The sequence below is a fragment of the Sphingomonas sp. MA1305 genome, assembly GCF_016107325.1.
Taxonomy (GTDB): Bacteria; Pseudomonadota; Alphaproteobacteria; order Sphingomonadales; family Sphingomonadaceae; genus Sphingomonas.
On record NZ_RCVT01000001.1, the window covers coordinates 1,118,239 to 1,137,118 of the forward strand.

19 protein-coding genes and 1 tRNA gene are annotated in these 18,880 nt (G+C 66.5%); 17 read left to right on the plus strand and 3 right to left on the minus strand.

What is annotated here, in order from left to right; genetic code table 11:
- Window positions 1-45: 45 nt before the first annotated feature.
- On the minus strand, window positions 46-1,266 hold the full coding sequence (locus D9601_RS05655; protein WP_198352885.1) for an NADP-dependent isocitrate dehydrogenase: 1,221 nt from the start codon (window positions 1,264-1,266) through the stop codon (window positions 46-48).
- Between the two features lie 151 nt (window positions 1,267-1,417).
- Here D9601_RS05655 and D9601_RS05660 point away from each other — a divergent pair, with 151 nt between their 5' ends.
- Together D9601_RS05660 and D9601_RS05665 are read left to right on the plus strand one after the other, a co-directional pair.
- Window positions 1,418-2,149: a phosphatidylserine decarboxylase gene (locus D9601_RS05660; protein WP_198352886.1), complete on the plus strand. Its 732-nt coding sequence runs from the start codon at window positions 1,418-1,420 to the stop codon at window positions 2,147-2,149.
- Window positions 2,150-2,190: 41 nt separating this feature from the next.
- Window positions 2,191-3,021 carry a CDP-alcohol phosphatidyltransferase family protein gene (locus D9601_RS05665; RefSeq protein ID WP_443024700.1) on the plus strand — a complete coding sequence of 277 codons (831 nt, stop codon included), beginning with the start codon at window positions 2,191-2,193 and terminating at the stop codon, window positions 3,019-3,021.
- Here the strand turns inward: D9601_RS05665 and D9601_RS05670 are convergent.
- Entirely contained in the window at window positions 2,960-3,187 is a 228-nt protein-coding gene (locus tag D9601_RS05670; protein WP_232473828.1) for a hypothetical protein, read from the minus strand. The genes D9601_RS05665 and D9601_RS05670 overlap by 62 nt on opposite strands.
- A gap of 327 nt (window positions 3,188-3,514) precedes the next feature.
- On the opposite strand from D9601_RS05670, the gene rpsB reads away from it, so the two are divergent.
- The 15 genes from rpsB to D9601_RS05745 all read left to right on the plus strand — a co-directional run bounded on the left by rpsB (window position 3,515) and on the right by D9601_RS05745 (window position 18,708).
- On the plus strand, window positions 3,515-4,339 hold the full coding sequence (gene rpsB / locus D9601_RS05675) for a 30S ribosomal protein S2 (protein ID WP_198352888.1): 825 nt from the start codon (window positions 3,515-3,517) through the stop codon (window positions 4,337-4,339).
- Between the two features lie 93 nt (window positions 4,340-4,432).
- Window positions 4,433-5,368 (plus strand): translation elongation factor Ts, encoded by a 936-nt coding sequence (gene tsf / locus D9601_RS05680; protein ID WP_198352889.1) that lies wholly within the window; start codon window positions 4,433-4,435, stop codon window positions 5,366-5,368.
- A gap of 228 nt (window positions 5,369-5,596) precedes the next feature.
- A complete protein-coding gene (locus tag D9601_RS05685; RefSeq protein WP_198353408.1) occupies window positions 5,597-7,933 on the plus strand; it encodes a TonB-dependent receptor in 2,337 nt (778 codons plus the stop codon).
- A gap of 195 nt (window positions 7,934-8,128) precedes the next feature.
- Window positions 8,129-8,860, plus strand: a complete 732-nt coding sequence (pyrH, locus tag D9601_RS05690) for a UMP kinase (protein WP_198352890.1) — start codon at window positions 8,129-8,131, stop codon at window positions 8,858-8,860.
- A gap of 3 nt (window positions 8,861-8,863) precedes the next feature.
- On the plus strand, window positions 8,864-9,421 hold the full coding sequence (frr, locus tag D9601_RS05695) for a ribosome recycling factor (RefSeq protein WP_198352891.1): 558 nt from the start codon (window positions 8,864-8,866) through the stop codon (window positions 9,419-9,421).
- 73 nt (window positions 9,422-9,494) lie between these two features.
- The gene (locus D9601_RS05700) at window positions 9,495-10,232 is read left to right on the plus strand and encodes an isoprenyl transferase (protein WP_198352892.1); all 738 of its coding nucleotides are present in this window, start codon (window positions 9,495-9,497) and stop codon (window positions 10,230-10,232) included.
- Window positions 10,229-11,035: a phosphatidate cytidylyltransferase gene (locus D9601_RS05705; protein WP_198352893.1), complete on the plus strand. Its 807-nt coding sequence runs from the start codon at window positions 10,229-10,231 to the stop codon at window positions 11,033-11,035. The genes D9601_RS05700 and D9601_RS05705 overlap by 4 nt, the downstream gene beginning before the upstream one ends.
- Entirely contained in the window at window positions 11,032-12,207 is a 1,176-nt protein-coding gene (locus D9601_RS05710) for a 1-deoxy-D-xylulose-5-phosphate reductoisomerase (protein ID WP_198352894.1), read from the plus strand. Before D9601_RS05705 ends, D9601_RS05710 begins: the two co-directional genes overlap by 4 nt.
- Complete coding sequence (gene rseP, locus D9601_RS05715) at window positions 12,204-13,337, plus strand: RIP metalloprotease RseP (protein WP_198352895.1); 1,134 nt, start codon at window positions 12,204-12,206, stop codon at window positions 13,335-13,337. Before D9601_RS05710 ends, rseP begins: the two co-directional genes overlap by 4 nt.
- Window positions 13,338-13,406: 69 nt before the next feature.
- A complete protein-coding gene (gene bamA / locus D9601_RS05720; RefSeq protein ID WP_198352896.1) occupies window positions 13,407-16,142 on the plus strand; it encodes an outer membrane protein assembly factor BamA in 2,736 nt (911 codons plus the stop codon).
- A complete protein-coding gene (locus tag D9601_RS05725) occupies window positions 16,142-16,864 on the plus strand; it encodes an OmpH family outer membrane protein (protein WP_198352897.1) in 723 nt (240 codons plus the stop codon). The genes bamA and D9601_RS05725 overlap by 1 nt, the downstream gene beginning before the upstream one ends.
- A gap of 47 nt (window positions 16,865-16,911) precedes the next feature.
- Window positions 16,912-17,364: a 3-hydroxyacyl-ACP dehydratase FabZ gene (fabZ, locus tag D9601_RS05730; protein WP_198353409.1), complete on the plus strand. Its 453-nt coding sequence runs from the start codon at window positions 16,912-16,914 to the stop codon at window positions 17,362-17,364.
- A gap of 103 nt (window positions 17,365-17,467) precedes the next feature.
- Window positions 17,468-17,701, plus strand: a complete 234-nt coding sequence (gene rpmE / locus D9601_RS05735) for a 50S ribosomal protein L31 (RefSeq protein WP_198352898.1) — start codon at window positions 17,468-17,470, stop codon at window positions 17,699-17,701.
- Between the two features lie 51 nt (window positions 17,702-17,752).
- Complete coding sequence (locus D9601_RS05740) at window positions 17,753-18,064, plus strand: PilZ domain-containing protein (RefSeq protein ID WP_198352899.1); 312 nt, start codon at window positions 17,753-17,755, stop codon at window positions 18,062-18,064.
- 173 nt (window positions 18,065-18,237) lie between these two features.
- The gene (locus D9601_RS05745; RefSeq protein ID WP_198352900.1) at window positions 18,238-18,708 is read left to right on the plus strand and encodes a homogentisate 1,2-dioxygenase; all 471 of its coding nucleotides are present in this window, start codon (window positions 18,238-18,240) and stop codon (window positions 18,706-18,708) included.
- 6 nt (window positions 18,709-18,714) lie between these two features.
- On the opposite strand, the gene D9601_RS05750 is transcribed toward D9601_RS05745, so the two are convergent.
- A tRNA-Ser gene (locus D9601_RS05750) sits at window positions 18,715-18,804 on the minus strand.
- Between the last annotated feature and the right edge of the window lie 76 nt (window positions 18,805-18,880).

Genomic DNA, 18,880 nt, shown 5'->3' on the forward strand with positions numbered 1-18,880 from the left:
ACCTCGCGGTCGCGCCCCGTCTTTTGTTGGTTCGCCTGAAGGCGATCAGGCCCAGGCGGCCATCTTGGTTTCCAGGTTCGACCGCACCGCCTCGAAGAACTGCTCGGTGGTCATCCACGGCTGGTCCGGCCCGATCAGGATGGCGAGATCCTTGGTCATCTGGCCATTCTCGACGCACTCGATGCAGACGCGCTCCAGCGTCTCCGCGAAGCGGACGACGTCGGGCGTGTTGTCGAACTTGCCGCGATACTTCAAGCCGCCGGTCCAGGCGAAGATCGACGCGATCGGGTTGGTCGACGTCGCCTTGCCCTGCTGATGCTGGCGATAGTGGCGGGTGACAGTGCCGTGCGCCGCTTCCGCCTCGACCGTCTTGCCGTCCGGGGTGAGCAGCACCGAGGTCATCAGGCCCAGGCTGCCGAAGCCCTGCGCGACCTGGTCCGATTGGACGTCGCCGTCATAGTTCTTACAGGCCCAGACGAACTCGCCGTTCCACTTCAGCGCCGATGCGACCATGTCGTCGATCAGGCGATGCTCGTAGACGATGCCGGCTTCCTTGAACTTGTCCTTGAACTCGGCCTCGAACACCTCGGCGAACAGGTCCTTGAAGCGGCCGTCATAGGCCTTGAGGATCGTGTTCTTGGTCGACAGATACACCGGCCACTTCAGGTTGAGGCCATAGTGCATCGACGCGCGGGCGAAGTCGCGAATCGAGTCGTCGAGATTGTACATGCCCATCGCGACGCCCGACGAGGGGAATTGGAACACCTCCTCGTCGATACGCGTGCCGTCCTCACCCTCGAAGACGAGGCGCAGCTTGCCCGGACCGGGAACGCGGAAGTCGGTCGCCTTATACTGGTCACCGAAGGCGTGGCGGCCGACGACGATCGGGTGCGTCCAGCCCGGGATCAGGCGGGGGACGTTCTTGATCACGATCGGCTCGCGGAACACGACACCGCCCAGGATGTTGCGGATCGTGCCGTTCGGCGACTTCCACATCTTCTTCAGGCCGAATTCCTCGACCCGCGCCTCGTCGGGGGTAATCGTCGCGCACTTCACCGCGACACCATATTTCTGCGTCGCCTTGGCGGCGTCGACCGTCACCTTATCCTCAGTGGCGTCGCGATGCTCGATGCCGAGGTCGTAATAATCGAGTTCGATGTCGAGGTACGGCTTGATCAGGCGCTCGCGGATCCATTCCCAGATGATCCGCGTCATCTCGTCGCCGTCGATCTCCACGACGGGCGTGTTCACCTTGATCTTCGCCATGTTTCGCATCCTATGGGAGGGGGAATTTGCCGCTCGTCTAGGCAGAAGCGGGCAGGGGATCAACCTGCGATGCGGGCCGGTCCGCGGATCGCGCGCCGCTGCGCGGCTCCGGCGTTGTGTTGCCGGAAGGTCACGGTTACACCCTCGATCTATGCCATCGCTCGAAAAGCCTCCCCACACGCCGCTGCCGACGACCACCGTCAAATGGCGCTTTCCCGCCGTTCATCCGGAGGGGCACAAATATGCCGCCATCGCCTTCGGCATCACTTTGCTGGCGACGATCGTCACCAAGGTGCTGTTCTGGCCGCTGTTCGCGGTCGTCATCTGGGTGCTGACCTTCTTCCGCGATCCGGTACGCACGACGCCCACCGGTGAGGGCCTGATCATCGCGCCTGCCGACGGACTGGTGACAATGATCCAGCGCGTGCCGGTGCCCCGCGAGCTGGTCGGCGAGCTGGGCGATGCACCGTTGACCCGTGTGTCGATCTTCATGTCGGTGTTCGATGTCCACATCAATCGCACGCCGATCGCCGGTACGATCCGCCAGGTCGTCTACATCTCCGGCAAGTTCCTCAACGCCGATCTCGACAAGGCTTCGGACGAGAATGAACGCCAGCACATCGTCGTCGAGGGCCGCGACGGCCGTCGCATCGGCTTTACCCAGATCGCCGGCCTCGTCGCCCGCCGCATCGTCCCCTTCGTCAAGCCCGGCGACATGGTGGCGACCGGCCAGCGGATCGGCCTGATCCGCTTTGGCAGCCGCGTCGATGTCTTCCTGCCCGACGACATCGTGCCGCAGGTCGTGCTCGGCCAGCGCTCGATCGCGGGCGAGACGGTGATCGGTCGCGTCGGCGGCGTGCCGGTTGCAGGCATCAGCCAGTGACGCCGGACGATCCTTCGTTCCCGGTGAGCGATCCCGATCTGATGCCTACGACTCCGCCAGTGCGGCCGCGCCGGCCGATGCGGGCGCTGCGTCGTCCGGCCGGCGGGCTGCCGTTGCGCGCTGTCGCGCCCAATGCCGTCACCGCCCTTGCCTTGTGTTCGGGGCTGAGCGGCGTGCGTTTCGCGATCGGCGGCGAATGGCAGAGCGCGGTGACGATGATCATGATCGCCGGTGTCCTCGACGGTATCGACGGTCGCATCGCGCGGTTGCTGCGAGGCGAAAGCCGCTTCGGCGCCGAACTCGATTCCCTGTCCGACGCGATCTCGTTCGGCGTGGCGCCGGCGCTGATCGTCTATCTCTGGTCGCTGGCCGCCTTGCCGCGGCTCGGCTGGATCTGCGCGCTCGTCTTCGCGGTTTTCTGCGCCTTGCGTCTGGCGCGGTTCAACGCGCGGATCGACGCCGACGAACAGCCGCACAAGTCGGCCGGCTTCCTCACCGGCGTGCCAGCTCCGGCAGGTGCCGCCCTGGCGATGCTGCCGCTCTATTTCTGGTTCTGGACCGACGAACCATTGTTCGCCTCGCCTTGGCTGGTGGCACCATGGATCGCGTTCATCGCCGTGCTGATGGCATCCAGCGTCGCGACCTACTCCTGGGCGTCGTTCCGCTTGCGCCGGACGGTGCGATTCGAGGCGCTGGCGGGGGTCGTGCTGCTCGGTGCCGCGCTGGTGTCGATGCCGTGGCATACACTGTGCGTGCTGTGCCTCGGCTATCTGATCAGCATTCCGTTCAGCGTGATGGGCTATGCCCGGTTCAAGCGACTTCGCGCAGCCGGCGAACGGCCGCGGGGACCGGCGTCGCCGCCCAGCGCCTGACGGCGATACGGCGTTCGGCCGTGGCGAGCTGGGCGAGCGGCATGAACGCCGGCTCGACATGGCCGTCCATCAACCGGACGATCCGCCGCCATTGCGGGGAGACCGTCGCGACGATCACGCCGGCGGCAACCGCAAACGCACCGACGAAAATCATAATGCTGACCATTGCAACCATGTTCGCCTCCCTGGCGCGAACTTTCTTGTGGATAAGTCCGCTAAACCGGTGATTAACCATCAGGTTCCGCCCGCTTCGGAATTTTTCGCGCTTTTTCAGCGACTTTCGTAACGGTCTTGATCTGTTCCAGCGTCCGTGCCCCTGATGGACCCTCTATGTTCCATTTACGTTCCACGGTCAAGTGGTTGCGTTTCGTGTCGCGTTGCGCTAGGGGCGCCCCTCTCAACCCCGCATGGGAAGCAACATAGCCCGGTGCGTCGGCCTGATCGGTCGCACGTCATCCGCTTCCCAGAGGCTTAACCGGAAGGATCTATCCCTATGGCGGCTCCCGTCGTCACCATGCAGCAGCTCATCGAAACCGGCGCGCATTTCGGCCACCAGACCCATCGCTGGAACCCGAAGATGAAGCCGTATCTGTTCGGCGATCGCAATGGCGTCCACATCATCGACCTGTCGCAGACCGTGCCGCTGTTCGCGCGCGCGCTCGAATTCGTGTCGTCAACCGTCGCCGCCGGCGGCAAGGTGCTGTTCGTCGGCACCAAGCGTCAGGCGCAGGAGCCGGTCGCCGAGGCCGCGCGTCGTTCGGGCCAGCATTTCGTCAACCACCGCTGGCTGGGCGGCATGCTCACCAACTGGAAGACGATCAGCAATTCGATCAAGCGCCTCAAGAGCCTTGAGGAGCAGCTGTCGGGCGACACGCACGGCCTGACCAAGAAGGAAGTGCTGCAGCTCACCCGTGAGCGCGACAAGCTCGAGCTGTCGCTCGGCGGCATCCGTGACATGGGCGGCATCCCCGACGTGATGTTCGTGATCGACGCCAACAAGGAAGAGCTGGCGATCAAGGAAGCCAACACGCTCGGCATCCCGGTCGTCGCGATCCTCGATTCGAACGTCTCGCCCGACGGCATCGCCTTCCCGGTGCCGGCGAACGACGATGCGAGCCGCGCGATCCGCCTGTATTGCGAGGCGATCGCGATCGCCGCGACTCGCGGCAACGTCGAGCAGCAGCAGCGCCGCGGCGTTGATCTCGGCGCGATGGAGGAGGCTCCCGTCGAGGAGGCCGTCTCGGTCGAGCCGGAGCAGCCGGCGGCCGCCAACGTCGAGGGTGCTGGCGCGGAGGCCGAGCGTCAGATCGACGCATAAGCCACCGACGTCATCGAACTTTCATGCGGGCGGGGCACGGCGCGGAGCGCTCCGCCCCGCCCGCAACCACATTCGAAACTAGAGGATAGCACAATGGCCGATATCACCGCCGCGATGGTCAAGGACCTGCGCGAGAAGAGCGGCGCGGGCATGATGGACTGCAAGAAGGCGCTCAACGAGGCCGGCGGCGACATGGACGCCGCGCTGGACTGGCTGCGCACCAAGGGTCTGGCGGCCGCGCAGAAGAAGTCGAGCCGTACCGCCGCCGAGGGCCTGGTCGGCGTCGCCGTCTCGGGCACCAAGGGTGCGGTGGTCGAGGTTAATTCGGAAACCGACTTCGTCGCCAAGAACGACCAGTTCCAGCAGTTCGTCCGCGAGGTCACCCAGATCGCGCTGGCGACCGGTGACGACGTCGAGGCGCTGAAGGACGAGAAGACCCCGTCGGGCAAGACCGTCGCCGAGGTGCTGACCAACAACATCGCGACGATCGGCGAGAACCAGTCGCTGCGCCGCGCCAAGCGCCTCGAAGTGTCGAAGGGTGCGGTGGTTCCCTACGTGCATACCCAGCAGGGACCGGGCCTCGGCAAGATCGGCGTACTCGTCGCTCTGGAATCGGAAGCAAGCGATGAGGTTCTGCAGTCGCTCGGCAAGCAGCTGGCGATGCATGTCGCCGCCGCCTTCCCGAAGGCGCTGAACGAGGAGGACCTCGACGAGGCCGAGATCGAGCGCGAGCGCGCGATCGCGGCCGAGAAGGCGGGCGAGAGCGGCAAGCCGGCGGACATCATCGCCAAGATGGTCGAAGGCTCGATCGCCAAGTACCGCAAGGAGCATGCTCTGGTCAGCCAGCTGTTCGTGATGGACGGCAAGACCAAGATCAGCGACGTCGTCGCCAAGGCGGGCAAGGACGCCGGCGCCGAGATCAAGCTGGTCGACTATGTCCGCTTCCAGCTCGGCGAGGGCATCGAGAAGGAAGTGTCCGACTTCGCCGCCGAAGTCGCCGCCGCCTCGGGCGTGCCGCAGAAGCAGTAAGCCGGTCGTCACGACCGATAGCGCAAGGGGCGTCGTCCGCGAGGATGGCGCCCTTTGCGTTTCGAAACCAACGCGATCGCCCGCTGCAACCTTTTGGTAACCAACATGTCACCGCACTGACCCGCGTTCTCCCTAGGCCCACGCCGGACTTCAAGGGGGACGATCGAAGTGCTGACCAGGATCGCGTTGCTCACCACCGTTGCCGCCATTGGCCTCGTCGCGCCGGCCATGGCGCAGGAATTGCCCGCCGCGGCGGACCCGGCACCGCAGGATCAATCGGCGACGCAAGAGAGCGGCGACATCGTCGTGCTCGGCTTCGGCGAGAGCCGTCAGGTGCAGACGGTCACCGCGATCGATCTCGAACGGCTGACGCCGGGCACTTCGCCGCTGAAGGCGATCGCCAAGCTCCCCGGGGTCAATTTCCAGTCGGCGGATGCATTCGGCGCCTATGAATGGTCGACGCGCATCTCGCTGCGCGGCTTCAACCAGAACCAGCTCGGCTTCACCCTTGACGGCGTGCCGCTCGGCGACATGAGCTACGGCAACGTCAACGGCCTGCACATCAGCCGCGCCGTCATCTCGGAAAACCTCGCCAGCACCACGGTGGCGCAGGGGGCAGGGGCGCTCGGCACCGCCTCGACCAGCAATCTCGGCGGCACGATCCAATTTACCTCCCGCAAGCCGTCGGAGACGTTCGATCTGGTCGGCTCCGGCACCTATGGCAGCGACAATACCTGGCGCGGTTTCGCCCGGCTCGACACCGGCGATCTCGGCGGCGGGCTGAAGGGCTATGTCAGCTATGGCTATCTCACCACCGACAAGTGGAAGGGATATGGCACGCAGCGCCAGCATCAGGTCAACGCCAAGCTGGTCGAGGATCTGGGGACACGCGGCAGCATCACCGCCTTCGTCGATTATTCGGATCGTCGCGAGAACGATTATCAGGATCTGAGCTACGCCATCATCAGCCGGCGCGGCCTCAACGACGACAATATCAGCGACAATTACCCGCTCGCGCTGCAACTGGCGCGGGTTTACCAGAACCAGGCGGCGCTCGCCGCCTATCGTCAGGCGAACGGCGGCGTCACCGTCGGCTTCGTCGCACCGTGGGCGGACGCCGGCTATACCTTCCCGACCGGCTTCGGTAGCGTCGACGATGCCTATTATGACGCCGCAGGTCTGCGCCGGGATTGGCTGGGTGGCGTCACCTTCGACGGCCGACTGACCGACCGGCTGTCGATCGTCTCCACCACCTATTACCATCACAACAAGGGCCAGGGATCGTGGATTACGCCCTATTCGCCGACGCCGGCCGGTGCGCTCGGCGGTGACGGCCAACCGCTGCCGCTCGCCTCGGCCGCGGCCTACGGCTATGCCTCGCCGCTCGGCTTTCGCACCACGGAATATGGTATCGACCGCGGCGGCAATGTCACGCGCCTCGCGCTCGACACCGGCGCCAACCGCCTAGAGGTCGGTGGCTGGTACGAAAGCAACAGCTTTACCCAGGCACGCCGGTTCTATGGGATGAGCAACACGAGCGCGGATCGTAACGCCCGCGACTTCCAGTCCAATCCCTATTTCACGCAGTGGAACGGCAAATACGATACCGAGACGCTGCAATATTTCGTCGCCGACACGCTGCGGCTCGGCGCCCTGACGCTGAACGGCGGCTGGAAGGGCATGCGCGTCCGCAACCAGGCCAATCTGCTCACCGGCTCGCTGGTCAACGGCAAGATCAAGGCCGAAGACTGGTTCCTGCCGCAGGTCGGCGCGGTGTTCGACCTTGGCCACGGCGCGGAAGTGTTCGCCAGCTATACCGAGAATATGCGCGCCTTTGTCTCGTCGGCGACCTCAGGGCCGTTCGCGACCACGCAGGACGGGTTCAACGCGATCCGCAACACGCTCAAGCCCGAGACGTCGAAGACGGGCGAGGGCGGTGTCCGCCTGCGCACCGGCGGCTTGCAACTGTCGGCGGCGGGCTATTACATCCACTTCGCCGATCGCCTGCTCAGCTTCGCCAACGGTTCGGGGATCCAGGGCAATCCGCCGACGCTCAACAATGCCGGCAGCGTCGAAAGCTACGGCGCCGAAGTATCGGCCTTTTACCGCATCGTCCGGCCGCTGACCGTGTTCGCCAGCTACAGCTACAACAAGGCGACCTATCAGGACGACGTCCGGAACGCCGCCGGACAGGTGCTGACCGCGACTGCGGGCAAGACCGTGGTCGACACGCCGGAACATATGGCGAAGGGCGAGCTGGTCTACGACGACAGCCGCTTTTTCGCCCGCGCCGGCGTCGACTATATGGCGAAGCGCTACTTCACCTATCTCAACGATCAGTCGGTCGCCGGACGGGTGCTGGTCGATGCCAGCCTCGGCTATCGCTTCGGCGACGACAGCGGCGTGTTTCACGGTTTCGCCATCGAGGGCAGCGTCACCAACCTGACCGACAAGAAGTACATTTCGACGATCGGTTCGAACGGTTACACCGCGAGCGGTGACAACCAGACCCTGCTGGCCGGCGCGCCGCGCCAGTTCTTCGTGACGATCCGCCGCGGCTTCTGACCGCGGCGCCCGCCACCGGGTCCCGATCCCCCTCCCGCCGCCGGAGGGGGGAAGGGCGTTTGCCGCCGGTCGGGGCTCGCGGCGAAAGCCCGGCATCTGCACGGAAACCTCACCACGGCACGGCGAGCCGAGGTTGCTCCCGCGCGCCTCTCCGCCTAAGGTCCGCGCCGCCTCCCCATAGACGAATAGGACCTCATGAGCCCCGCGCCGCGCTTTAAACGCATCTTGTTGAAATTGTCCGGCGAAGTCCTGATGGGCGACGGCTCCGGCCTGTCGATCGATCCCACCGTCACCGCCCGCGTCGCCGAAGAGATCGCCGACGTGAAGGCGCAGGGGTACGAGCTGTGCATCGTGGTCGGCGGCGGCAACATCTTCCGCGGCATATCGGGGGCGGCGCGCGGCATGGAGCGCGCGACCGGCGACTATATGGGCATGCTCGCGACGGTGATGAACGCGCTGGCGGTGCAGAATGCGCTGGAGCAGATCGGCGTCGAGACCCGCGTCCAGTCGGCGATCCCGATGGCATCGGTGTGCGAACCGTTCATCCGTCGTCGCGCCATGCGCCACCTGGAAAAGGGACGGGTGGTGATCTTCGCCGCCGGCGTCGGCTCGCCCTTCTTCACCACCGACTCGGGTGCCGCCCTGCGCGCCGCAGAGATGAACTGCGATGCCTTGTTCAAGGGCACCAGCGTCGATGGCGTCTACAATGCCGATCCCAAGAAGGATGCCAGCGCCAAGCGTTATGCGACGGTCAGCTACGACACCGTGCTGGCCGACAATCTCAAGGTGATGGACGCCAGCGCCGTTGCCCTGTGCCGCGATTCGAATATTCCGATCGTCGTCTTCAACATCCGCGAGCATGGCAATTTCTCCGCCGTGCTGCGCGGCGAGGGTGTGTCGACGGTCGTGCAGAAGGAAACGGAGTAAGCCATGCCAGCCTATGACAAGTCCGATCTCGAGCGCCGCATGGCCGGTGCGGTCGAAGCGCTCAAGCACGACCTCGGTGGCCTGCGTACGGGCCGCGCCTCGACCTCGCTGCTCGATCCGGTGACCGTCGAGGTCTATGGGTCGCACATGCCGCTCAACCAGGTCGCGACCGTATCGGCGCCGGAGCCGCGCATGCTGTCGGTGCAGGTCTGGGACAAGAGCAACGTCGGGCCGGTCGAGAAGGCGATCCGCTCGGCCGGGCTCGGCCTCAATCCGATCAACGACGGCCAGACGCTGCGCCTGCCGATTCCCGACCTGACCGAGGAGCGGCGCAAGGAACTGGCCAAGCTGGCCGGCAAATATGCCGAGCAGGCGCGCATCGCGGTGCGCAACGTCCGCCGCGACGGCATGGACAGCCTGAAGACCGACGAGAAGAAGGGCGTGTTCAGCGAGGACGAGCGCAAGCGCCACGAGACCGAGGTGCAGAAGCTGACCGACGCCACCATCGCCGATCTCGACGCGGCGGCGGCGGCGAAGGAAAAGGAAATCCTGGGCAAGTGACGGGCAAACAGCGTCAGCTGTTTAGCTCATGCCGGGGGCATGAGCGGCCCGTCGCTCCTTGCGGAGCGATGGCATGAGCAGCGCCCCCCTTCTGTCGGCCGTGCCCGACAGCGGCCTTGTTCCGCGCCACGTCGCGATCATCATGGACGGCAACGGCCGCTGGGCGAAACAGCGGCTGCTGCCCCGTGTCGCCGGCCACAAGGCGGGGGTCGAGGCGGTGCGCCGCGTCACCCGTGCCGCGCGGGCGATGGGGATCGAGGCGCTGACGCTCTACGCCTTCTCGTCGGAGAATTGGCGGCGGCCGGAGGACGAGATCGGCGCGCTGATGGGCCTGTTGCGGCTGTTCATCCGCTCCGATCTCGCCGAACTCGTCGCCGAGAACGTGCGGCTGCGCATCATCGGCGACTATCGCCGCTTCGCGCCCGATCTGGTCGAGCTGGTCGACGATGCGGTGGCGCGGACCGCCGGCAACGCCGGGCCAATCCTGGCGATCGCGCTCAATTACGGATCGCAGGCGGAACTGGTCGCCGCGACGCAGCGGCTCGCCGCGCGCGCGGCGGCGGGCGACATCGATGCGGCCGCGATCACCGCGGCGGATATCGAAGCGGAACTCGACACCGCCGACCTGCCGCCGCTCGACCTGGTGATCCGCTCGTCGGGCGAACAGCGCCTGTCGAATTTCCTGCTGTGGCAGGCGGCCTATGCCGAATTGCTGTTCGTCGACACCCTGTGGCCCGATTTCGACGGCGATGCGCTGGCCGAGGCGGTCGCCGCCTTCGGGCGGCGGCAGCGGCGTTACGGCGGCCTGTGACCTCGCCCGACCAGCCGTCGCCGCGACGGCCCTCCGAACTCGTCGTCCGGACCGTCACCGGGCTCGGCCTGATCGCGCTGGCGCTGGTCGCGCTTGTGCTCGGCGGCTTTCCGCTGTGGCTGCTCACCGCCGTCGCCGGCGTGTTCATGATGGCCGAGTGGAGCGATCTGCACGGCGCCGGCCCGCGCGACAAGCGCCTGGCGCAATTCGCGCTATTCACCGCGCTGGCGATCATGAGTCCGCTCGCCGCCGGTCCGAACTTCTTCGCGCTCGGCCTGCTCGCCGGCGTGTTCTTCTTCGTCACCATCGTCACCCGCCGGCCGCAGCTCGGCATCGGCACGCTCTATGTCGGCCTGCCGATCTTCGCCTTGCTGCTGATCCGCCACCAGAAGCCCGATGGCCTCGTCTATGCGCTTTGGGCGCTGGCCTTGGTCTGGGCGACCGACATCGGCGCCTATTTCGCCGGGCGCGGCATCGGCGGTCCCAAGCTTGCGCCGCGCGTCAGCCCAAACAAGACCTGGGCGGGGCTGATCGGCGGGATCGTCGCGGCCAGCCTGCTCGCGCTGGCGATGCACCTTGCCTATGGCCTGCCGCTGCGGCTGATGCTCGCGACGCCATTGCTCGCCGTGCTCGCGCAGCTCGGCGATCTCTACGAAAGCCATCTCAAGCGCCGGGCCGGCGTCAAGGATTCGGGAGACCTGATCCCCGGTCACGGCGGCTTCCTCGACCGGCTCGACGGCGTCGTGCCGGTCGCCCCGGTCGCCGCGCTGCTCGTCATCCTGCCGCAGCTGCTCACCGCATGAAGACCGTCTCCATCCTCGGCGCCACCGGCTCGGTCGGCACCTCGACCCTCGATCTGGTCGAGCGCGAGCCCGATCGCTTCCGCGTCCGCGCGCTCACCGCCAATTGCGACGTCGACGGGCTCGCCGCCGCGGCGCAGCGGACCCGGGCGGAGCTGGCGGTGGTCGCCGACGAACGCTGCCTGCCCGCCCTGCGCGATACGCTCGCCGGCACCGGCATCGCAGCGGCGGGCGGCGCGCAGGCGGTGTGCGACGCGGCGCGCGGTGCCGACTGGACGATGGGGGCGATCGTCGGCTGCGCCGGGCTCGGCCCGGTGATGGCGGCGATCGAGGGCGGCGGCACCGTCGTCCTCGCCAACAAGGAGCCCCTGGTCTCGGCAGGGGAGGTGATCCTCGCCGCCGCGGCCCGCACCGGCGCGACGCTGCTGCCCGCCGACAGCGAGCATAATGCGATCTTCCAATGCCTCGACGCCGCCCGCCCGGCGAGCGTCCGCCGCATCATCCTGACCGCGAGCGGCGGCCCGTTCCGCGATTGGTCGACCGAGCGGATGCGCGCCGTCACGCCGGCGCAGGCGGTCGCCCACCCCAATTGGTCGATGGGCGCGAAGATCAGCGTCGACAGCGCGACGATGATGAACAAGGGGCTGGAGCTGATCGAGGCGGCGCGCCTGTTCCCGATCCCCGCCGACCGCATCGAGATCGTGCTGCACCGCCAGTCGGTGATCCATTCGATGGTCGATTATGTCGACGGGTCGATGCTCGCCCAGCTCGGCCCCAGCGACATGCGCGTGCCGATCGCCCACACGCTTGCCTGGCCGGAGCGGATGGCGACGCCGATGGAGCCGCTCGACCTCGTCAAGATCGGCCGGCTCGATTTCGAGGCGGCGGATGCGGTGCGTTTCCCGGCCTTGCGGCTGGCGCGCGAGGCGCTCGACGCGGGTGGCGCGCGGCCGGCGATCCTCAACGCCGCCAATGAGATCGCGGTCGCCGCCTTTCTGGCGAACCGCATCGGCTTCCTCGAAATTGCCGCAATCGTCGCCGATACCCTCGACCGGTTCGATCCGCCGCCGCCCGGTACGCTCGAGGATGTCCTTGCCGTCGATGCCGAAGCGAGACGATTGGCGGAAGAACTGGTACAGGGGCACGGTTCGCGCGTTGAGGGTTGCGTAGCTTGATCCAGTCTCCGGGTATCCTGTTGACCGCCGTCGCCTTCCTGTGTGCGATCGGTCCGCTCGTCTTTATCCACGAAATGGGCCATTATCTCGCCGGGCGGCTGTTCGGCGTGAAGGCGGAGGCCTTTTCGATCGGCTTCGGGCGCGAGGTCGCGGGCTTCACCGATCGGCGCGGCACCCGCTGGAAGTTCGGCTGGCTGCCGCTCGGCGGCTATGTCCGCTTCGCCGGCGACATGAACCCGGCGAGCCAGCCCGACGCCGCCTGGCTGTCGCTGCCCGCCGAGGAACGCCGCCGCACCTTCCAGGCGAAGCCCTTGTGGCAGCGCGCGATCATCGTCGCCGCCGGACCGGCGGTGAATCTCGTCCTCGCCGTCCTCATCCTCGCCGGCTTCGCTTATGCCTATGGCGTCGATCGCACGCCGGCGGTGGTCGGCAGCGTCGTTGCGGCGGGCCCCGGCGCCAAGGCCGGCCTCGTCCCCGGCGACCGTATCGTCGCGATCGACGGCCGCGCGATGGCGACCTTCTCCGACGTCGCGCGCTTCGCGTTGATCCGGCCGGGCCAGCATGTCGACCTGTCGGTGGACCACGCCGGCAGCGTCGTGACGCGGCCGCTCGACATCGGCACGGTCCATCAGCGCGATCGCTTCGGCAACGAATATCGCATCGGCCGGATCGGCATCGCCAGCGGCGATCCCGTGCTGGCGCGGGTCGGGCTGTTGGCGGCACCGGTCGCTGGCGTGCGGATGACGGTCGACATCATCGGCGGCACGCTCGAGACGCTCGGCCAGATCATCAGCGGTCGCCGCTCGATGGACGAACTCGGCGGCCCGATCCGCATCGCCAAGATCTCCGGCGAGCAGATGGCGCTCGGCTGGTCGGCCTTCGTCTGGCTGGTCGCGATGCTGTCGATCAATCTGGGGTTCATCAACCTGCTGCCAGTTCCGATGCTCGATGGCGGCCATTTGTTCTTTTATGCGATCGAGGCCGTGCGCCGCCGCCCGCTCGAACCGCGCGTCCAGGAATGGGCGTTCCGCGGCGGGCTGGCGATGGTATTGGCGCTGATGCTGGTCGTGACCTTCAACGATTTGATCGCCGTGGGCCTTTGGCAACGGCTGGCCGGGTTGATCGGCTGAACCGCTTGGGGCAGGGCTGGCGCCCGGGCCTTTTCGCCTGACGTATTTGGGGTGGGTTGAGTGACCGCGATGAAGAGTTCGAAATTCGCGCAGACGGGCGCGTTGCTGCTGGCCGGCACCGTGCTGTCGGGCGTGCCCGCGATGGCCCAGACCAAACCGGCCAATCCCGCCGCATCGGCGCCGGGCACGTCTGCGGCAGCGCCCGCTGGCCAGGTCGCGGCCACGCCGGCGCCGCAGCGCGTGATCAAGACGCTGCGCGTCGAGGGATCGCAGCGCATCGAGCCCGAGACGGTGCTGTCCTACACCAAGCTGCGCGTCGGCGCGCCCTACACGCCAGAGTCGCTCGACCAGGCGCTGAAGGACCTGCAGGCGTCGGAACTGTTCGTCGACTATTCGATCTCGGGCGTCGAGAGCGGCGACATCGTGCTGCGGGTGCGCGAGAATCCGATCATCAACCGCGTCATCCTCGAAGGCAACAAGGCGCTCAAGAGCGACAAGATCACCAAGGAGATCAAGCTCGCGCCGCGCCAGATCTTCACCCGTACCGCGGTGCGCCAGGACGTGGCGCGGATCATCGAACTCTACCGCCGCCAGGGCCGCTTCGCCGCCGTGGTCAGCCCGAAGATGGTCAGCCTCGACCAGAATCGCGTCGACGTGGTGTTCGAAATCACCGAGGGGCCGAAGTCGAAGGTCCGCCAGATCAACATCATCGGCAACGAGGTGTTCAGCGACGACAAGCTGCGCGGTGAGATGTACACCAAGCAGTCGCGCTGGTTCCGTCTGCTGTCGTCCAACACCAGCTACGATCAGGACCGGCTCAACGCCGACCAGCAGAAGCTGCGCCTGTTCTACCTGACCCAGGGCTATGCCGATTTCCGCGTCACCAGTGCGGTCGCCGAGCTGACCCCGGACAAGCGCGACTTCATCATCACCTACGTCGTCGAAGAGGGGAAGCGCTACAAGTTCGGCGACGTCACCGTCGACAGCGAGATCCGCGACTTCGACAACAAGAAGCTCGCGGCGTCGCTGCCGGTCAAGAAGGGCGACTGGTACAACGCCAAGCTGGTCGAGGATTCGATCGACCAGCTGAGCGAGGCCGCCGGCCTGTTCGGCTACGCCTTCACCAACGTCGAGCCGGACTATAACCGCGACCCCGAAACGCTGACGATGGGGTTGAACTTCCACATCGGCCAGGCGCAGCGCACCTATGTCGAGCGGGTCGAGATCAACGGCAACACCCAGACCCAGGACAAGGTCGTCCGCCGCGAGATCCGGCTTGCCGAAGGCGATGCGTTCAACAGCTTCCAGGTCAAGCGGTCGCAGGATCGCATCAACTCGCTGGGCTTCTTCCAGGACAAGATGGAGATCAAGCAGAACCCCGGTTCCGCCCCCGATCGCGTCGTCCTGGAAACCAACCTTGAGGAAAAGTCGACCGGCGAGCTGCAGCTGTCCGTCGGCTATTCGAGCCTCGAACGGTTCATCATCCAGGCGAACATCACGCAGCGCAACTTCCGCGGCAAGGGCCAGGAATTGCGCGCCGGCGTCAACTATTCGACCTATTCGAAGTCGGTCGAACTCGGCTTCACCGAACCCTATCTGTTCGACAAGAACGTCGCGGTCGCATTCGACGTGTTCCGCCGCGACTATAACTCCTTCAATTATATCGGCACGCAGCGGCAGACGACCTATTCGCAGGTGTCGACCGGCTTCCAGGTCCGTGCCGGCGTGCCGCTGACCGAATATTGGCAGCTCGCGGGCCGCTACGGCCTGTCCTACGACGAAGTCGGGCTCGATCAGGCGACCTATTTCACCGACGGCGTCTGCGACCCGCTGAAGGCCGGCCGCTATCTGTGCGAGGCGATCGGCAACCGCTGGACGTCGTCGATCGGCTATTCGTTGATCTTCGACAGCCTCAACAGCCGCCTGCGACCGACCGCGGGTCAGCGCTTCTCGTTCAGCCAGGATTTCGCCGGTCTCGGCGGCGACGTGAAATATATCCGCACCCGCGCCGAAGGATCGAAATTCTGGGGCCTGGGCGGCGGCTTCGTCTTCTCGGTGCTGGGCGAGGGCGGCTATATCAAGTCGCTCGAGGGCAGCCGTGGTGCCGGCATCGACAAGGTCCGCATCACCGACCGCTGGTATCTCGGCGAACCGCAGTTCCGCGGCTTCGACATCCGCGGCGTCGGCCCGCGCGTGCAGCGCATCCCGTATACGACGGATGCGAACGGCAAGCAGGTGCTGGTCACCGACCGCGACCAGATCGTCGACGACGCGCTGGGCGGCACCGCCTATTACCTCGCCCGGGCGGAGCTGGAGCTGCCGCTCGGCGCCGGCGCGCGCGAGCTTGGCCTGCGGCCGTCGATCTACGTCCAGGCGGGTAGCCTGTGGAATCTGACGCGGCCGCTGCCGACCGCGACCTTCCCGACGATCACCGATTCCAACGGCAACGTTACGGTGCTGCCGATCAGCACGCCGGTGAAGGACAGCTCCGGTCGCCAGCTCTACATCGTCTCGTCGACCGACACGACCAATGCCGGTGCGATCACGACCTGTGCGATCGGCTATTCGTCGACCGGCGGCGGGGCCTGCTCGGGATCCTCGACGAACAGCCTGTACCAGACTTCCACCGCACCGTTTAAGGAAGTCTATTACGGCAGCACCGCGCTGCCGCGCGTCTCGGTCGGTATCGGCGTCAACTGGAATTCGCCGTTCGGTCCGCTGCGCATCGATCTTGCCAAGGCGATCGTGACCCAGAAGGGCGACGATCCCAAGCTCATCACCTTCAACGTAGGGACTCAGTTCTAATGAAGACTATCACCAAGACGTCGCTCGTCGCGGCGGCCGGCATGGCCGCTGCTCTCGTTGCGGGTGGCGCGGTCGCGCAGACCGCGGGCATCGCCACCGTTCAGCCGGACGCCGCGATCCTCAGCGCCAAGGCGTTCGACGCGGCCAACCAGCAGATCGGGACCACCTACAAGACGCAGCTCGATCAGGCGGCGTCGCAGCAGACCGCGCTCAACACCCAGCTGCGCACGTTGCTCGACACCAACAAGGACGGCCAGGTCAGCCAGGCCGAACTGCAGGCCGCGCAGGCGCCGAACAGCGCGATCGGCAACCAGATCCGCGCCGCCCAGCAGAAGGCGGAGCCGCAGATCGAATCGCTGCAGCGTCCGGCGACGCTGGCCCAGGCCTATGCGATCGAGCAGATCTCGCAAAAGTATGACGCGGCGCTGCGCGCGGTGGTCAATGCCAAGAAGATCAGCATCGTCCTGACCCCGAATGCGATCCAATATGCGCCGCCGGCGACCGACGTGACCCGCGACGTGATCGCGGAGATCGACCGGTCGACGCCGACCGTGACGATCACGCCGCCGGCCAACTGGCAGCCGCAGCAGGACACGGTGCAGCTGCTCCAGCAATATCGCCAGATCGTCGCCGCCAATGCGCAGCGCCAGGCGCAGGCCGCGCCGGGTGCCGGCGCCGCCGCTGCGCCTGCCACCACCGGCAAAGCGCCGCAGGGCCGCTGAGCGCTGACCCGGTGAGCGACGACACGACCAATGCGGCGAAGGGCGCCATGACCGGTTACGACGTGACCAAGGTCATGGCGGCCCTGCCGCACCGCTATCCGATGCTGCTCGTCGACCGCGTCGTGGAACTCGTTCCCGACGAATCGATCGCCGCGATCAAGGCGGTGACGATCAACGAGGGCTTCTTCGAGGGGCATTTCCCCGGTCGTCCGATCATGCCGGGCGTGCTGATCGTCGAGGCGCTGGCCCAGGCGGCCGGCATCCTGGCGGTGGAAAGCCTCGGCCTCGCCGGCTCGGGCAAGCTCGTCTATTTCATGGCGATCGACGGTGCGAAATTCCGCAAGCCGGTCGAACCGGGCGTGCTGCTCCGGTTGGAGGCGAGTTTCGTGCAGAAGCGCGCCAGCGTCTGCAAGTTCGCAGGCGTTGCGAAGATCGACGGACAAGTCGTTGCAGAGGCGAACTTTACCGCGATGATCGCCGACCCGCCTGCCAAGGCGTGATCGTGCGACCTTTGCGACTTTTGACAAATGGCGGCGTCCCGGTTACGGGCGCCGCCTTCCTCTTTCAGGCTGGTCGGAACCAGCCGCCACAAGGAATGTGACGATGAAGGCCGATACCCACCCCGACTATCACATGATCAAGGTCCAGATGACCGACGGCACCGTGTTCGAGACCCGCTCCACCTGGGGCAAGGAAGGCGACACGATGCAGCTCGACATCGACCCGCTGGCGCACCCGGCCTGGACCGGCGGCCGCGGCCAGATGCTCGACGCGGGTGGCCAGGTCGCGCGCTTCAACAAGCGTTTCGGTGGTGGTCTGACGCTCCGCAAGGGCTGATCGACGTTTCGTTAACGCAGCCGCAACCAGTCCTGCCGTATCGGACGGGCCATGTTCGCGGCTGAATATGAATCTGCCGAATCCAACGGCCGGCGCCGCGCTCCGCGCGCGCCGGTTTCGTTGGATGCGCAGATCGGCAAGGCCGCGCGCACCCTGTGCAAGGTGGTCGACATCTCGATCCACGGTGCCCGGCTCCATACCTATTCGGCCCTGACCAAGGGCACGACGATCTGGTTGACCCTGCCCGAGGCGGGCTCGATCGCCGCCGACGTCATGTGGGCAGACGACTTCACCGCCGGCTGCCAGTTCCACCATCCGCTCGACATGGACGTCTTCGACAAGCTGGTGGCGCTCAACCGCTAGGGCGGGGGAGTGGGCTGCGTCCGGCATGGTAAATCACCGGCTGGCAAATACGAGCGCCGGCGACGTCGCGGTCCGTGGCGCCGGATGGTTGGTCGACGGCAGCGCGGCCTCTCGCCAAGCACTATGGGTTTGATTAGCGTCTCGGTTCCATTGCCGATGCCGAGGTCCTCGTCGTGATCACCCTGCTGCCATTCGCCCTGCTGGTAGTGCAAACCGGTGCCTGCGAACCCGTCCCGCCATCGCTCTCGGGCTGGACTACTCCTACCCCCGTCAAAGCCGGCACCCGCGCCGCCGTCGCAACCCCGCTGCCGATCGGTGTGGCGGCCGCAGTCGGGCTTGCCCGGTCTACCGATGTCGCACTCGCTGCTCCGGCCCATAAGCCGGCGGCGCCGGCGACCAGCGGCGGCCTGCTGGCGATCTCCGTGCCAACTGCCGCGCGGTATCGCGTGGCACTGGGCGCCGCCGCCTGGATCGATCTGATCCGCGACGGCCGCCCGCTGGCCTCGACGGCCCATGCACATGGTCCGGCCTGTTCGACGATTCGCAAGATGGTCGACTTCGACCTGACCCCCGGCCGTTATCTTCTGCAGATCGTCGGAAGCGCGGCGCCGACCGTCACGGTCAAGATCGCCAGACTGGATTGAGGCCGCTGGCGGAGAGGGTGGGATTCGAACCCACGGTGGGCGCAAACCCACGACGGTTTTCAAGACCGCTGCCTTAAACCACTCGGCCACCTCTCCGCATGCGCAGGGCGTGGCGCCTCGATAGTCCGAGCGCGGCATGGCGTGCAAGGGGCGCGACGATCCGGGGTTCACC

Bases quoted from the DNA above. Each gene is read 5' to 3' on its own strand.
- D9601_RS05710 (WP_198352894.1), top strand. From the start codon at position 11,032: ATGAAGACCGTCTCCATCCTCGGCGCCACCGGCTCGGTCGGCACCTCG.
- bamA (WP_198352896.1), top strand. From the start codon at position 13,407: ATGAAGAGTTCGAAATTCGCGCAGACGGGCGCGTTGCTGCTGGCCGGC.
- D9601_RS05655 (WP_198352885.1), bottom strand. From the start codon at position 1,266: ATGGCGAAGATCAAGGTGAACACGCCCGTCGTGGAGATCGACGGCGAC.
- D9601_RS05700 (WP_198352892.1), top strand. From the start codon at position 9,495: ATGAGCAGCGCCCCCCTTCTGTCGGCCGTGCCCGACAGCGGCCTTGTT.
- fabZ (WP_198353409.1), top strand. From the start codon at position 16,912: ATGACCGGTTACGACGTGACCAAGGTCATGGCGGCCCTGCCGCACCGC.
- frr (WP_198352891.1), top strand. From the start codon at position 8,864: ATGCCAGCCTATGACAAGTCCGATCTCGAGCGCCGCATGGCCGGTGCG.
- D9601_RS05725 (WP_198352897.1), top strand. From the start codon at position 16,142: ATGAAGACTATCACCAAGACGTCGCTCGTCGCGGCGGCCGGCATGGCC.
- D9601_RS05685 (WP_198353408.1), top strand. From the start codon at position 5,597: ATGGCGCAGGAATTGCCCGCCGCGGCGGACCCGGCACCGCAGGATCAA.
- D9601_RS05660 (WP_198352886.1), top strand. From the start codon at position 1,418: ATGCCATCGCTCGAAAAGCCTCCCCACACGCCGCTGCCGACGACCACC.
- rpmE (WP_198352898.1), top strand. From the start codon at position 17,468: ATGAAGGCCGATACCCACCCCGACTATCACATGATCAAGGTCCAGATG.
- tsf (WP_198352889.1), top strand. From the start codon at position 4,433: ATGGCCGATATCACCGCCGCGATGGTCAAGGACCTGCGCGAGAAGAGC.
- D9601_RS05670 (WP_232473828.1), bottom strand. From the start codon at position 3,187: ATGGTCAGCATTATGATTTTCGTCGGTGCGTTTGCGGTTGCCGCCGGC.
- D9601_RS05665 (WP_443024700.1), top strand. From the start codon at position 2,191: ATGCCTACGACTCCGCCAGTGCGGCCGCGCCGGCCGATGCGGGCGCTG.
- pyrH (WP_198352890.1), top strand. From the start codon at position 8,129: ATGAGCCCCGCGCCGCGCTTTAAACGCATCTTGTTGAAATTGTCCGGC.
- rpsB (WP_198352888.1), top strand. From the start codon at position 3,515: ATGGCGGCTCCCGTCGTCACCATGCAGCAGCTCATCGAAACCGGCGCG.
- D9601_RS05740 (WP_198352899.1), top strand. From the start codon at position 17,753: ATGTTCGCGGCTGAATATGAATCTGCCGAATCCAACGGCCGGCGCCGC.